Source organism: Novilysobacter antarcticus (assembly GCF_019802285.1).
In the GTDB taxonomy this organism is placed as follows: domain Bacteria; phylum Pseudomonadota; class Gammaproteobacteria; order Xanthomonadales; family Xanthomonadaceae; genus Novilysobacter; species Novilysobacter antarcticus.
This window is the reverse complement of sequence record NZ_JAIEUJ010000002.1, coordinates 409,329-422,747: the sequence shown is the minus strand read 5'-3', so window position 1 is coordinate 422,747 and position 13,419 is coordinate 409,329. Positions and strand designations below refer to the sequence as shown.

Annotated in this window: 13 protein-coding genes; 5 read left to right on the top strand and 8 right to left on the bottom strand. The window is 66.5% G+C overall.

Translation table 11 applies throughout. The annotated features are described in order from the left end of the window. Positions 1–101 precede the first annotated feature (101 nt). Positions 102–1,967 (bottom strand): FUSC family protein, encoded by a 1,866-nt coding sequence (locus KZ491_RS06700; RefSeq protein ID WP_222565072.1) that lies wholly within the window; start codon positions 1,965–1,967, stop codon positions 102–104. Positions 1,968–2,088: 121 nt separating this feature from the next. On the opposite strand from KZ491_RS06700, the gene KZ491_RS06695 reads away from it, so the two are divergent. Further along, complete coding sequence (locus KZ491_RS06695) at positions 2,089–3,354, top strand: multidrug effflux MFS transporter (RefSeq protein ID WP_343225568.1); 1,266 nt, start codon at positions 2,089–2,091, stop codon at positions 3,352–3,354. A 113-nt stretch (positions 3,355–3,467) separates the two neighbouring features. Here the strand turns inward: KZ491_RS06695 and KZ491_RS06690 are convergent, their stop codons facing one another. The 6 genes from KZ491_RS06690 to KZ491_RS06665 form a co-directional block, all read right to left on the bottom strand. Continuing rightward, the gene (locus KZ491_RS06690; RefSeq protein ID WP_222565070.1) at positions 3,468–5,480 is read right to left on the bottom strand and encodes a M2 family metallopeptidase; all 2,013 of its coding nucleotides are present in this window, start codon (positions 5,478–5,480) and stop codon (positions 3,468–3,470) included. 51 nt (positions 5,481–5,531) lie between these two features. Then, complete coding sequence (locus KZ491_RS06685) at positions 5,532–6,020, bottom strand: hypothetical protein (protein WP_222565069.1); 489 nt, start codon at positions 6,018–6,020, stop codon at positions 5,532–5,534. 104 nt (positions 6,021–6,124) lie between these two features. Further along, complete coding sequence (minE, locus tag KZ491_RS06680; protein ID WP_043957401.1) at positions 6,125–6,391, bottom strand: cell division topological specificity factor MinE; 267 nt, start codon at positions 6,389–6,391, stop codon at positions 6,125–6,127. A gap of 2 nt (positions 6,392–6,393) precedes the next feature. Beyond that, complete coding sequence (minD, locus tag KZ491_RS06675; protein WP_222565068.1) at positions 6,394–7,203, bottom strand: septum site-determining protein MinD; 810 nt, start codon at positions 7,201–7,203, stop codon at positions 6,394–6,396. A gap of 157 nt (positions 7,204–7,360) precedes the next feature. Then, the gene (gene minC, locus KZ491_RS06670; protein WP_222565067.1) at positions 7,361–8,134 is read right to left on the bottom strand and encodes a septum site-determining protein MinC; all 774 of its coding nucleotides are present in this window, start codon (positions 8,132–8,134) and stop codon (positions 7,361–7,363) included. After that, complete coding sequence (locus KZ491_RS06665) at positions 8,131–8,736, bottom strand: GNAT family N-acetyltransferase (RefSeq protein WP_222565066.1); 606 nt, start codon at positions 8,734–8,736, stop codon at positions 8,131–8,133. Before KZ491_RS06665 ends, minC begins: the two co-directional genes overlap by 4 nt. Positions 8,737–8,905: 169 nt before the next feature. Between KZ491_RS06665 and KZ491_RS06660 the strand changes: the two genes are divergently transcribed. The 4 genes from KZ491_RS06660 to KZ491_RS06645 all read left to right on the top strand — a co-directional run bounded on the left by KZ491_RS06660 (position 8,906) and on the right by KZ491_RS06645 (position 12,582). After that, a complete protein-coding gene (locus KZ491_RS06660) occupies positions 8,906–10,105 on the top strand; it encodes a sensor histidine kinase (protein ID WP_222565065.1) in 1,200 nt (399 codons plus the stop codon). Beyond that, positions 10,102–10,767, top strand: coding sequence for a response regulator (locus KZ491_RS06655; RefSeq protein ID WP_222565064.1), 666 nt, complete (start codon positions 10,102–10,104; stop codon positions 10,765–10,767). The genes KZ491_RS06660 and KZ491_RS06655 overlap by 4 nt, the downstream gene beginning before the upstream one ends. A 119-nt stretch (positions 10,768–10,886) precedes the next feature. Beyond that, positions 10,887–12,056 (top strand): polyketide cyclase, encoded by a 1,170-nt coding sequence (locus tag KZ491_RS06650; RefSeq protein ID WP_222565063.1) that lies wholly within the window; start codon positions 10,887–10,889, stop codon positions 12,054–12,056. Positions 12,057–12,171: 115 nt separating this feature from the next. Further along, the gene (locus KZ491_RS06645; RefSeq protein WP_222565062.1) at positions 12,172–12,582 is read left to right on the top strand and encodes a DUF423 domain-containing protein; all 411 of its coding nucleotides are present in this window, start codon (positions 12,172–12,174) and stop codon (positions 12,580–12,582) included. Here KZ491_RS06645 and KZ491_RS06640 read toward each other — a convergent pair. Next, complete coding sequence (locus KZ491_RS06640; protein WP_222565061.1) at positions 12,551–13,408, bottom strand: M15 family metallopeptidase; 858 nt, start codon at positions 13,406–13,408, stop codon at positions 12,551–12,553. The genes KZ491_RS06645 and KZ491_RS06640 overlap by 32 nt on opposite strands. Positions 13,409–13,419 lie beyond the last annotated feature (11 nt).

Below are 13,419 nucleotides of genomic sequence, written 5' to 3'. Positions count from 1 at the left end.
ACGATTACGGGCGTTGCGTCTTCGGCAGCGGTACGGCCTGTCAGGGCGCGATCCGCTTCTCCCACCGGATGTATTTACCTGCGTGGATTATAGGCGATGGATCACCCCGCGTTCGCCGTGACGGTGGCCTCGCCGCACAGGCATTCACGCACGTCCAGCACCTCGGCCTCCAGAACGGCGGGCAGGGGTGGGAGGACCGGGCAGGGCTCGTTGCCGTGGGTCGCCGCGACCAGCAATTCCAGTGCGCTCTGCAGGTCGTGCTCGCCCGTCGCACCAAACATCGACTGCGCCGACTGGAGGGAGGCCGGTTTGCCCAGTCGCTGCAGCGACCAGCACACCGACAGCGTCCTGTAGGCGAGCCGTTCCGTGGCGGCGATCGCCGGCCAGGCGCGGTCGGCGGAGAGGCGTTGCCGCCGCGATGAGGCGACGGCCATGTCGTAAGTCTCCTTCAGGGTGAATGTGGAGCGAAGAAGATGCCGGCGTGCGTCCTTGGCGGCAGGCGTCGTGACCTCACCGGCGGCAATGAAGGGGACGGTCGCCGCCACCGCGCGCAGGGTGATGGCCAGCTGGTCGGGCAAGGCGGCACGCGCCGCACGCGGCGGCACCAGGCGGTAGACCAGCAATGCGATCACGCAGCCGGCCAGGGTGTCCACGCCACGCGCGATGAGGTAGCCGGCGGGGTCATCCAGCGCCTGCCCCCCGCTGGCGATGGTCATGGCAAGGCCGGTGATGAAGACCACGGCGATGGCGTAGTTGCGCCACACCAGCATCTGGATGGTGAACTGCAGCGCCGCCACCGTCAGTGCCAGCCACGGGCCCTGCGGATGCAGCACCACCACCAGACCGGCCACCAGCAATCCCACCCACGTGCCCACGGTGCGCTCGATGCTGCGCTGGAACATCCGTTGCCAGTCCAAGCCCTGGTGCAGCATCAACACGGCTGCGGCAACCACCCAATACGCGCGGTCCAGCTGGAAGATCGTTCCCAGACCGCCGGCCACGACTGCCGCGACGCCAACGCGCACGATCACACGTCGCGGATGGGCGCCGGGTTGAAGCGCATCCACGATCGCCGCCAAGGCTCCGGGATGGCCGAGCGGCACCACACTGGAATCGCCGTCGGGGACTTCATCGCGGCCGGGGTTGCGCGCCCGCTCGCCCATGGCGCGGACCTCGTCCAGCCAGGCATCCGGCAGCGCCTGCCCGCGGATCTCCTTCGCCATGGCGTCGGCGAAGCGCAGGTGCAGCTCGCGGTTGATCTCGCGCAGCCGGACCAGCACGCTGCCGGGGCGGGCGGGCAGGGGCTGCTGGCTGACCAGCGCCGCCCAGGCCTGGTGCAGCGCGAATGCCGCCTGGCGGCGTGTGCGGCTGGACTCTTCGGAGCCGGCAGCGGCGAGGTAGTCGGCCACCGCGTCGGCCGCGGCAACGACCGCGTTCTTCTCCGGACTGCGCGGCCGGAACAGCGCGCCGGACATGTGCACCAGCCACGAGAACGCGCCGCCGGCGAACACCAGCGCGCCGGCGTGCTGCCAGCTCAGATGCTCGGCGGGCAGGGCGGTGCCCGTGGCGATCGCCAGCACGAACATGTAGGCGCCGGGCGCACCGATCTGCAGGGCGTTGCTGAGCCAGGTGGCGAGCATCGCGGTCAGCGCCACGCTGAGCACGACCAGCGCCGGGTGGCCGCCGACGAGCAGCCCAACGCTGAGCGCAGCGCCAAGCATCAGTGCTACCACGGCCAACAAACGGGCGCGGCTGAGATACGGGCGTCCGCCGCCGTACATGCTGGTGAAGCCGCCGATGGCGGCCATCAATCCCGCCGGCGTGTCGCCGGCCATCCAGCCGACGAAGATCGGCATGCCCATGCACACGGCGCTGCGCAACGCCGTGCGCCAGCGGCCGGGCGTGGCGGGCCGCAGCTGGAAGAGTTGGCGTGCGGTCGCGCGCAACGAGTAGGACGCTTCAGTCATGAAGCGATTCTTGCCTGCGCCGCCGTGCACTGCACCCCTTGGTTTCTGCATCTGGAAGCCGGAGAGCGAACCCGAACGGTGCAGGCCTTACCATGGCGCATTGTTTCAGCGCTGGATTTTCGTGGACACATCGCAAAAGCCGGTGAGCCTGGCCCGGCTCACCCTGATCCTGGCCGGACTGTCGATGTTCGGCCCCTTCGCCATCGACACCATCTTCCCCGCGTTCCCGGTCATGGGTGCGGAGTTCGGTGCCGACAAGCTGGCCATGCAGCAGACCATCAGCGTCTATCTGGTGGCCTATGCGGTCACCAGCATCCTGCACGGCCCGCTCTCGGACGCGTGGGGACGTCGACGGGTGATCCTGGGTGGGCTGGCGATCTTCACCCTGGCCTCGGTCGGATGTGCGATGTCCACCCGACTGGATACCTTGCTGGTGTTCCGCGCGCTGCAGGGGCTGTCGGCGGGCACCGGTCTGATCGTCGGCCGGGCAGTGATCCGCGATGTGCTGCAGGGTGACGACGCACAGCGCTTGATGAGCCACGTGTCGATGATCTTCGGCATTGCCCCGGCGATTGCGCCAATCATCGGTGGCTGGATCCTTGGCTGGAGCCACTGGTCGACGATTTTCTGGTTCCTGGTGGCGTTCTCGACGGTGTTGCTGGCGGTCACCTGGCGACTGTTGCCGGAGACCCATCCGGTCGAGGCACGGCTGCCACTGGTGCCCTCGCGGCTGCTGCGCGACTACAAGGCGATCCTGATCAACCCTCGTTTTCAGCGCCTGGCCGCCTGCGCCGCATTCAACTTCTCTGCGCTGTTCCTGTTCATCGCATCGGCGCCTGCGTTCGTGCTGGATCTGCTGCAGCGCAATGGCGAGCCGATGGGTCCGGGCGACTTTGGCTGGTTCTTCATCCCGATGATCGGCGGCATGGTGCTGGGTGCGTTCACGTCCGGCCGCGCCGCCGGACGCATCCGCGGCTCGACCCTGGTGGCGATCGGTTTCGCGGTATCCGGCTTCGCGGTCACCCTGGGGCTGATCTTCAACCTGCTGACCGACGCCCCGCAGATTCCTTGGGCGATGATCCCGATCAGCCTGAACGCGTTTGGCATCGCCCTGGTGTTCCCGATCGTGACCCTGGCGATCCTGGAGATGTACCCGCGCATGCGCGGCGCCGCGTCGTCGTTGCAGGCGTTCACCTCGCTGGTGCTGAACGCCGTGGTCGCCGGCATCATCTCGCCGTGGCTCAGTGGCAGTGCGCTGTCCCTGGCGATTGCCGCCGCCGCGCTGGTCCTGATCGGCTGGCTGTTCTGGCTGTGGGAGTCGGTCTTATCGCGACCGCTCACTGGCCGGTCCAGTAGCGGAACGCGCGTGCCGGGCGATTCGATCTGAGCGGCCGGGCCTTCCGAGCCGGAGCCACAGAGGGCCTGACCGCCCCTGCGTGAGCGGCTCGGCCTGGACGGCGTCCAGGCCGGATGTTGCAACCCATCCCGTGGCGCGCAGGCTCAGCCCTTGACGTTGGCCTGGGCGGGGGCCAGCTTGCTAGGCGCTGGCGCGGGAGTGGCGGCTGCCGCGCTCGCCTGCCAGCCGCAGGTCTGGCCTTCGTTCTGCTGCTGCAGCCACTCCTGCAGCGGAGCGAAGTACTCCAGCACCGCGCTGGCATCCATGCGCTCCGTGCCGGTCAGCTCCTTCATCGTCTGCTGCCAGGGCTGGCTCGCGCCCTTGGCCAGCATCGCCTGCAATTTCTCGCCGGCGGCCTTGTTGCCGTAGAAGCTGCACTCGTTGAGCGGCCCGGTATAGCCGGCCGCATCGCACAGCGACTTGTAGAACTGGAACTGCAGCACGTGCGACAGGAAGTAGCGGGTGTATGGCGTGTTGCCCGGCACGTGGTACTTGGCACCCGGGTCGAAGAACTCCTCACCGCGCGCCTCTACCGGTGCCACGCCCTGGTACTTGGCCTTCAGGTCCCACCACGCCTTGTTGTACTTGTCGGGCTGGATCGAGCCGTCAAACACGCCCCAGCGCCAGCGGTCGATCATCAGGCCGAAGGGCAGGAAAGCCACCTTGGCTAGGGCCATGCGCATCTGCGCGTTGATCAGCGCTTCCTCGCTCTGCTGCTGGGCGCTGGCCAGACCGATCGACTCCAGGTATTTCGGGGTCATGGCCAGCACGATGGTGTCGCCGATGGCTTCGTGGAAGCCATCGTGGGCGCCGGTCTGGAACAGTGGCGGCTGGTCGTTGTAGGCTATGTAGTAATACACGTGCCCCAGCTCGTGGTAGATGGTGGTGAACTCTTCCTCGTTGGGCTTGATGCACATCTTGGTGCGCACGTCGCCCTTCATGTCCATGTCCCACGCGCTGGCGTGGCAGACCACGTTGCGGTCGCGGGGCTTGATGAACTGGGTGTGCTGCCAGTAGCTGTCGGGCAGTTTGGCCATCCCCAGGGAGAGGTAGAAGTCCTCCGCCCGCTTGGTCATCTGGCGCGCTGAGGCGTCCCTTGCGTCCACCTCCAGCTGGGCAAGCTGCGCGGCACTGCGGGCGGTCGCGTTCTGGGCAAGTTTCTGCCGATGGATCTCCTCGTAGCGCGCCTGCAGGGCGCCGGTGATATCCATTGAACCGGCGTTCTCGTAGGGGACCAGCACGTCCCACAGGTTGCCCCAGTCCTGCTGCCACATGTTGCCCAGCAGGTGCGCGGGCAGCAGGCCGCCGGCGACCTCGCCCTTGTCCTTGCCGTACTTCGCGTCCAGTCGGGTGCGGGTATAGCAGTGCAGCTGCTCGTAGAGCGGCTTGACCTGGCCCCACAGGCGGTCGGTTTCGGCGGCCAGCTCCACCGGGCTCATGTCGTAGCCCGAACGCCACATCTCGCCGGCATCGGCGAAGCCCATGTCACCGGCGCCTTCGTTGACCAGCTCGACGAAGCGCACGTAATCCTTGCGCATCGGCTGGGAAATCGTGTGCCAGCCGCGCCAGGCGTCGAGCTGGGCGTCATAGTCCCGGCTGGTGCGCAGGACGTCTTCCAGTTCGCCCAGCTGGCGGCAGTTGCGCGTCTCGCCCTCGCCCTTGCAATACTCGCCGGATCCGTAGGCGCCTTCCATCTTGCTGGCGATGCCGGCCAGTTCGGCCAGCTTGGCGGGGTCGCTGGGCGCAGGCATCGAGGTGGACAACTTGAGCAACTGGATCGCGCGCGCTGTCTCCGGCGTCATCTGCTGGCCCTCAAAACCCTTGGCCTGCTCGATCCAGTCGTTCAGCTGCGAGAGGTAACGCTCGTTGGACTTGGCCGCGAGGAACTCGGTGTCGTCGTTGATATAGGTGTTGGAGAGCCACTGCGGCTTGGTCAGCTCCGGCTGCATCGCCTTCCACTCGCTGTTGATGCGGGCGATGAACTGGTCGGCGTTCTCGTTGGCGGTGGCGGTGGTCGCCGGCGTCGAAGAGTCGGGTGTGGGCGATTTCTCGCAGGCGGCCAGGCCGAGAACGGCAATGGCGATGCTCAGCGCGAGCACGGCGCGGATGGGCTTCATCGAATCTCACCTCTGGGGTCGGAGCGCCGCGATGACGCCAATCCCGGAAGGCTAGGTCGCGGGCGCGCGGGGCGCAAGCGTGCGCGTAAGCGGATCCACCAGCCCTCGGGCGGCCAGCCACTGCCAGGCGGTGTCGGCATCGTGGTGGAAATAGGCCGCCGCCGATCCGAGGCGGAATGTGTACCCCCAGGCGTCCATGTCGGCCAGGATGCGCGCCGAGCCCACGCCGGGCAGCGCCTCGCCCAACAACGCCTGCAACACGCATACCGCGTCCTCTTCCTCGATGGAATCGGTTGCATCGGTATGCACCAGGGCCCGGTCGGCCGGCGGCAGCACGATCAGGTGGCCGGCCTCGTGCAGCAGCGAATGCACAGGCGTGTCGCGGCGGGCATACACGGTTTCGCCGATCAGTCCGGCCTCCGCATCGCCCCAGTAGCTGCCCGGGATTGGCTCGCCATCCGCTACCTCGACCAGACGCAGACCGTAGCCCGCCAGGAGGCGGGCGGGCGCTTCGAATCCGATGTCGGACAGAGTTAGCATGCCGCGGGTTTCGTGCGCTGTCGCGGGTGCGTTTGACGCGCCACGCGCAAATTCCCGCGACCCCATGAAGGCGTCGCGGGAATGGAAGGATTCGGCCTCACCGTTCAGCTGTTGGCGACCGCCGCGCTTTCAGGCAGCGATACCGAGATATCCAGCACCTTGTCGTCGCCCTCGCCGAGCAGGTCGACCTTGACCGCGTCGGCATCCACGTTGACGTACTTGCGGATGACCTCGAGCAGCTCCCGTTGCAGCATCGGCAGGTAGTCCGGACCACCGCGGGTAGCGCGCTCGTGGGCGACGATGATCCGCAGCCGGTCCTTGGCGACCGAAGCGGTCTGCTTCTTGACCAGCAGGAAATCGAACAGACCCATGACTATCCTCCGAACATCTTGCTGAAGAAGCCCTTTTTCTCAGGGCTTATGAAACGCATCGGGCGGGTGTCGCCCAGCAGCCGGGCCACGGCATCGTCGTAGGCCTGGGCGGCGTCGGACTCGGTGTCCAGGATCACCGGCTCGCCCTTGTTGGAGGCGTTGAGCACGTCGCTGGACTCGGGAATCACGCCGATTGTCTTCAGACCGAGGATCTCCTCCACGTCGGTGATGCTCAGCATCTCCCCGGACTCCACCCGCTTGGGGCTGTAGCGGGTCAGCAGCAGGTGCTCCTTGATCCTCTCGCCCTTCTCGGCGCGGCGCGTCTTGGACGCAAGCAGGCCCAGGATGCGGTCGGAATCGCGCACCGAGGAGACTTCCGGGTTGACCACCACAAGGGCCTGGTCGGCGAAGTACATCGACAGGTAAGCGCCCTTCTCGATACCGGCCGGGGAGTCGCAGATGATGTAGTCGAAGCCGTCGGCGGCGAGCTCGTTGAGCACGCGCTCCACGCCTTCCAGGGTCAGCGCGTCCTTGTCGCGGGTCTGCGATGCGGCCAGCACGAACAGGTTCTCGAAGCGCTTGTCCTTGATGAGCGACTGCTTGAGGCTGGACTCGCCATTGACCACGTTTACGAAGTCGTAAACGACGCGACGCTCGCAACCCATGATCAGGTCCAGGTTGCGCAGGCCGACGTCGAAATCGATGATCGCGACCTTGTGGCCGCGGCGCGCAAGGCCGCAGGCGAGGCTGGCGCTGGTCGTGGTCTTGCCGACGCCTCCCTTGCCCGAAGTGACAACGATAATCTCGGCCAAGTTCAAATCCTCCAATTGATGGGGTGGTGCGCAAGGGGAAACGCCGCCGGCAGGTGGCCGGCTGGTACTGCTCGCGCGGGGGCGGCGCAGCCCACGTCACTGCCGCCTGTGGCGGTGTGTGACGTGGCGTGGGGGGACAGCATGCACGGTTCGCGGGTCATGCGGCGTCCATTGCGGCCAGATGGATCTGGCCTTCGTGCAGCCACACCTGCACGGGCCTGCCGCGCAACTCCGCGGGAATGTCTTCCAGAACCCGGTAATGGCCGGCGATGGCGACCAGCTCGGCATGGAATTCGCGGCAGAAAATGCGCGCGTGCTCGTTGCCCTTGGCGCCGGCCAGGGCGCGGCCACGCAAGGGTCCGTAGATGTGCACCGAGCCGTCGGAGATCACTTCCGCGCCGGCGCCGACGCCGGTCAATATGGTCAGGTCGCGATTGTCGGCGTACACCTGCTGCCCGGAACGCACCAGCGGCAGGTGCAGCAAGCCCGGGCCGTGGGCGTCGTCGCGCGGCGGTGCTGGTGCGGGCGTTGGATCCGGCGTCCGCGCAGCGGGCGACGGCTCGGGCGCGCTGGTGGCCGCCGCGTCGGCGCGCTCGTACTGGGCACGGAATTTCGCCAGCAGCGGAAGCTGCAACGCTTCGGCCAGGCGCTCGGTTTCCGTGGTGCCGTAAGCCAGGGCGACGGGCAGCACGCCGGCCCCGCGCAGGCCATCGATGAGCGTGCGCGCGGTAGCGGCATCGGGCATCTGCGACAGCCCGCCGAAGTCGAGCACCACAGCCGCGCGCGAGAACAGGTTCGGAGCGCGCTGCACGCGGTCCTTCATCTCGGAGGCTAGGCGCTCGACGTCCAGGCTGCGGATGCGCAGGTTGGCAATCCCTACCTGGCCGATCTTCAGCTCACCCGCCGGCTCGTAATCCAATGCCGCACTCAATGACCGGTACCGGTGGGGCGTGCGGACAGCTGCTGGACCGGCAACTCGCGCGCGGCGGCCCAAGGCACGTGGGGCAGGTTGTGTCCGTAGGTTTCGTTGACCCACGGGTAGCTGCACAGCTCCTTCATCAGCATCGCCGCGCGGATCCCGGTGCCCGGCATCACGTGCTGGCCGACCTCGCGGAAGCCGAAGCTGCCATGGAACAGCAGGACCGGGTCATTGGTGCCTTCCAGGAACACCTCGCAGGCGATGTGCGGATAGCGCAGCTCGGCGTAGCTCTGCGCATCGGCATAGAACGCGCGTCCCACGCCACCGCCACGGCGGCGGCTGGCCACGACGATGCGGTCGATATAGAAGAAGTTCGGGTGACGCTCGCGGAACCAGCGGAAGTTGCTGCTGTCGTGATCGGCGTGGCTGCCCATGCCGATCAGGAAGCCGGCGAGGGTGCCATCGCGCTCGGCGACGCGGAAATACTCCGCGGTTTCGAAGAAATAGCGCAGCCGCGCGGCGTCCAGCGGCAGGATGGCCGGACCGGCAGCGTTGTTCAGGGCGAGGACGGAATCCAGTTCGTGCTCTTGCACGTCGCGGACGACGATCGACATTCCGATACTCCAGGAGGTTGGTGCGTCAGTGCCAGTGTTCAGCCGGCCGATTATCGCATGCGGCCGGGACCCGGGCGACTGTTCGGACGCGACGTCGACACGCTCAAAACCCTGTTTAGCGTGACTTCTGACGGCCCCGTCGGCCGGGTGATGCCGGTAGCATGCGGGAATGCTGAGACGCCTTAACCATACCCGACTGTTGCGCTACGCCGGACTGTTTACCTGGGCGATCCTCGGCTTCTGGCTGGTGACGATCGTGTTCGACCCCTCGACACTGCAGCAGGGCGGGCCGGACGATCCGGCGTTCAACCTCGTGATCGGGCGCTGGCTGGCGGTCTACCTGACCTTCGGTGGGGTGTACTGGTGGATCACCCGGTCGCTGGGCCAGCAACGCCGCAACTGGGTGGATCACCTCCTGTTGCTGGTGTTGACCGGATGTGCGATCGGAGTGAGCTACTTCTCCGGCACCGGACTGGGTAGCGTGCTGTTGATGGTGGTGGCCGGTCTGCTGCCGTGGTTGTTGCCCGTGCGCGTTGGCGTTGCGTGGCTGGTGGCCAGCAACATGGCCGTTATTCCGGTGTTCGTGGGGGCGCCGTGGAACTTCCCGCCACTGATCGCCGTCCTCCAATCGCTCCTGTATGCGGGCTTTTCCAGTTTCGTCTTCGTCACCGCGCTGGTGGCGATGCAACAGGCGCAGGCACGCGAAGAGCAGCGCCGGTTGAACGCCGAGCTGCAGGCGACCCGGCTCCTTCTGGCCGAAAGCGCGCGGGTCAACGAGCGCACCCGCATTTCCCGCGAGCTGCACGACCTGCTCGGCCACCACCTCACCGCGTTGAGCCTGAATCTGGAGGTCGCAGGCCACCTGACCGAGGGCAGGGCGCTGGAGCACGTCAACCAGGCCCACACGTTGGCCCGTCTGCTGCTGACGGACGTGCGCGAGGCGGTCAGCCAGTTGCGTACCGGCGGTGCAATCGATGTCGGCGTCGCCCTGCGTCCGTTGGCCGAGAACGTGCCCGGCCTGGAAATCCATATGGACATCGAGCGCCCGCTGAGCCTGGATGACCCCGAGCGCGCGCAGGTCCTGCTGCGCTGCACGCAGGAAATCATCACCAATGTGGCCCGGCACGCCAATGCGCAGAACCTGTGGATCCGGCTGTGGAGCGAGCGCGGGCGTATCCTGATGGACGCACGCGACGACGGTCGCGGCGCCGACCGGGTGGTGATCGGCAACGGATTGCGTGGCATGCGTGAGCGACTGTCGGAGTTCGCCGGTGAGTTGGACATCGACACCCGGCCCCAGGCCGGCTTCAGGCTGCAGGTAGCATTGCCAATATCTGCCGCGGCCACCAACCAGGGAACAGGCACATGAAGAATACCCGCGCGGACGGCCCGATCCGGGTCCTGCTTGTCGACGACCAGACCCTGGTCCGCCAGGGCGTGCGCTCGTTGCTGTCACTGGCCGAGGGCATTGAGGTCGTGGCCGAAGCCAGCGACGGCCGGCAGGCGGTGGAGATGATCCCCAGGATCGGCCCGGACGTGGTTCTGATGGACATGCGCATGCCCGTGATGTCCGGCCTGGAGGCGCTGCAGGCGCTGGCCGGCACCGGGGAGCTGCCGCCCACGATCATCCTGACCACCTTCGACGATGACCAGATGGTGCTGGCGGGCATCAAGGCGGGCGCCAAGGGCTACATGCTCAAGGACGTCTCGTTGGAGCAGCTGGTCGGGGCGATCCAGACGGTCGCCGGCGGAGGCTCGCTGGTGCAGCCGGCGATGAGCCAGCGCCTGTTGTCGGGCTTGGAGCACATGCGCAACGAGTTTGTCAGTCTGGACAAGCCTGATCCGCTGACCGAACGCGAAACCGAGATCCTGCGCCTGATGGCCGGCGGCTTCTCCAACAAGGAGATCGCCAACTCGCTTGGCGTGGCCGAGGGCACTATCAAGAACCACGTCTCCAACATCCTGTCCAAGCTGGGTGTGCGTGACCGCACCCGCGCGGTGTTGAAGGCATTTGAACTGCAGTTGGTGTGACTGAAGCCTAAAGACCTGATTAAGTCATCCCTGCGGGCTGCGGCCGGAGCCGTTTCCTTGTTAGGATTGCCGGTCTGCGCCCTCGTCCCGTTCCGGGTCCGGCCCTGGAGAGAACCTGTATGACCCGTCTGATTGAAGTGTTGATTTCGTTGGCGATCGTCGCCGCACTGTTCGTCATCGTTGGTTTCATGCTGCCCTCGCACCGGCACATCGAGCAGTCGGTGGAAACCAATCGCAAGATGACGATCGTTTACGACACGCTCAACAGCTTTGCCCGCTTCCAGCAATGGAATGTCCTGCCGCTGCGTGATCCGGCGATGGACATCAAGATCTCCGGCCCCAAGTCCGGCCCTGGCGCGCAGCTCGACTTCAGCTCCAAGGAGCGTTCGGTGGGCAGCGGCAGCTGGAAGCTGGTTGACAGCGTTCCCGGCAAGAGCGTGACCTACGAGATCACCAACAAGGAGCCGGGCACCAACAAGGTCTCCACCTTCAAGCTGGAGCCCACCGGCCGTGGCTCGGTGAAGCGCAACGTGCGCATCACCCAGACCTACGACGTGGATTACGGCATGAACCTGTTCGGCCGTTACGCCGGCATGTACGTCGCCAGCGGGATGGGCGACAGCATGAAGATGAGTCTGGGCCGCCTGAGCAACCTGCTGGCCGCCGTGCCCAACTTCGACTACACCGAGCTGAGCAAGGACGACCCGTCCAAGGCTCCGAGCGTCGTCGAGCGTCCGGCCGCCAACCTGCTGTTGGTGAGCACTGCCGTGGAGCGCAACAACGACGTCGTCGAGCGCACCATGAAGAACAACATGCAGTGGATCGAGAAGGTCATGAAGGCCAACAACCTCGAAGCTGACGGCCCGGTGCGGGTTATCACCAACGAATTTGGCTCCGATACCTACTCCTTCGACCTGGCCCAGCCGGTGCGCAAGAAGTCCGGTGCCGCCGATGCCAAGCCTGACGCCAAGGACACGGCTGCGACGAGCGTCGAGGAGACCGAAGCGGACAAGGTCGCCGACGCCGACCAGGCGCCCGCTCCGGCTGGCAAGTTGTCGATCAAGCTGGAAGGCCCGGTCGAGCACGTCTACGAGGAATCCGCCCAGGTGGCCGTGGTTCCGTTCAGTGGCCACATGGCCAACCTGCCCAAAGTGCGTGACGCGCTGCGTGCCTGGGTCCTGACCCAGGGCATGGAGACCGCCGGCCGCCCGTACGAGGCGTGGGACGCTGGCATCGAGAACGGCTTCATCGACAAGGGCGAGTTCCGGGTGTACTGGATGCTGCGTTGATCGGCTCCTGTAACGTCTGAGTCTGGAAACGCGCCGCGGCTACCCGCGGCGCGTTTTTTTGTGTATGCGAGCCGACTGCTATCGTCGCGCTCCTTTTGCCTCGGGGATCACTGCCATGAAGCCAGAAAGCGCTGGCGATTCGTCCGGCTCCGATTCCGCCACCGTTTTGCGCGTGCTCTCTTGTGTCGGCGCGCTGTTGGCGGGTTCGTCGGTGGCCTTGGCCGCCTACGCCGTTCATGCCGGGGACCCGGCCGCCCAGGAGCGCCTGCAGTCGGCGGCATGGTTTGCCTTCGGCCACGGGATTGCGCTCACCGCGCTCGCGCCGCGCGCCGTTGGCATGCCCGGCTTGGCCGCGCTGCTGTCGCTGGCGACCGGCACGCTGCTGTTTTCCGGGAGCCTCGTCGGCGCGCACTTCTTCGCCACGCCGACCGCACCGGCACCCTTAGGTGGTGGCTTGATGATGCTGGGCTGGCTGCTCTGGGCTGCGGCCTCGGTCAGACGCCGACGTGGCTCCGGCGATCGGTAAGGCCGGCGTCCACTCCGGTGGTCCAGCACCAGTGCCACGGCTCGTAGACGATGCCGTGGGTGTTGTCGCGCGGATAACTCATGTGGAAGCCATGATCGGCGGCGTGGGCGTTAAGCCAGGCAAACGCTTCGGTCTGCTCGAAGGTTTCCTCGGCTGCCGGTTCGCCGGGTGCGCTGATATCCAACGCATGGCCTGAGTGGTGCTCACTGTAGCCGGGCGCCGCGTTGATCTTGAGGATTTCGGCGACGCTCTGCCCAAGTGCCAGTTTTCGCTGGAAGATGCCGAACTGGTAATCGTGGCTGCGGTAGCCGGAGATCGCCTCCAGCACGACATCGTCGCCCAGTGCGGCCGACTGCATGCGTAACCACGCGAGTGCAGCGCCGTGTCGTAGCCACAACGCGCGCCCATAACGGTCAAAGCCGGCCAAGGCGAGTTCTGCTGGCTCGGCAACCAGCGGCAGGCCGGTATTCCTGCCGTAGCCGTCGTCGATGCCGAGTGCGTCCAGCAGCCGGTGCAGCCGGTCCAGTGGGAGTCCAACTGCGGGCGATCCGAAGGCTGCCGGTGGAGCGCGGTGCGCGGAAAGTGCCGCCATGGCGATGTCGATGCCGGGCTCGCGCTTCCAGCCATGCAGCAATGACTGCCATCCTGTCGTGGTATCGGCGGCGAGATAACGGCCATCGCGCTTGCGCCGCAACACGTGACGGGACTGTGCCAGCAGGCGGGCATCGTGGTTGCTGCGGGCCTGCAACAGACCGTGCGGCCACACCTCGATGTCGGGCGTGTTGATGAGGGGGGTATTGATCAGGATCGGGATTTGTCCGCGCATCCGCTCAGGTT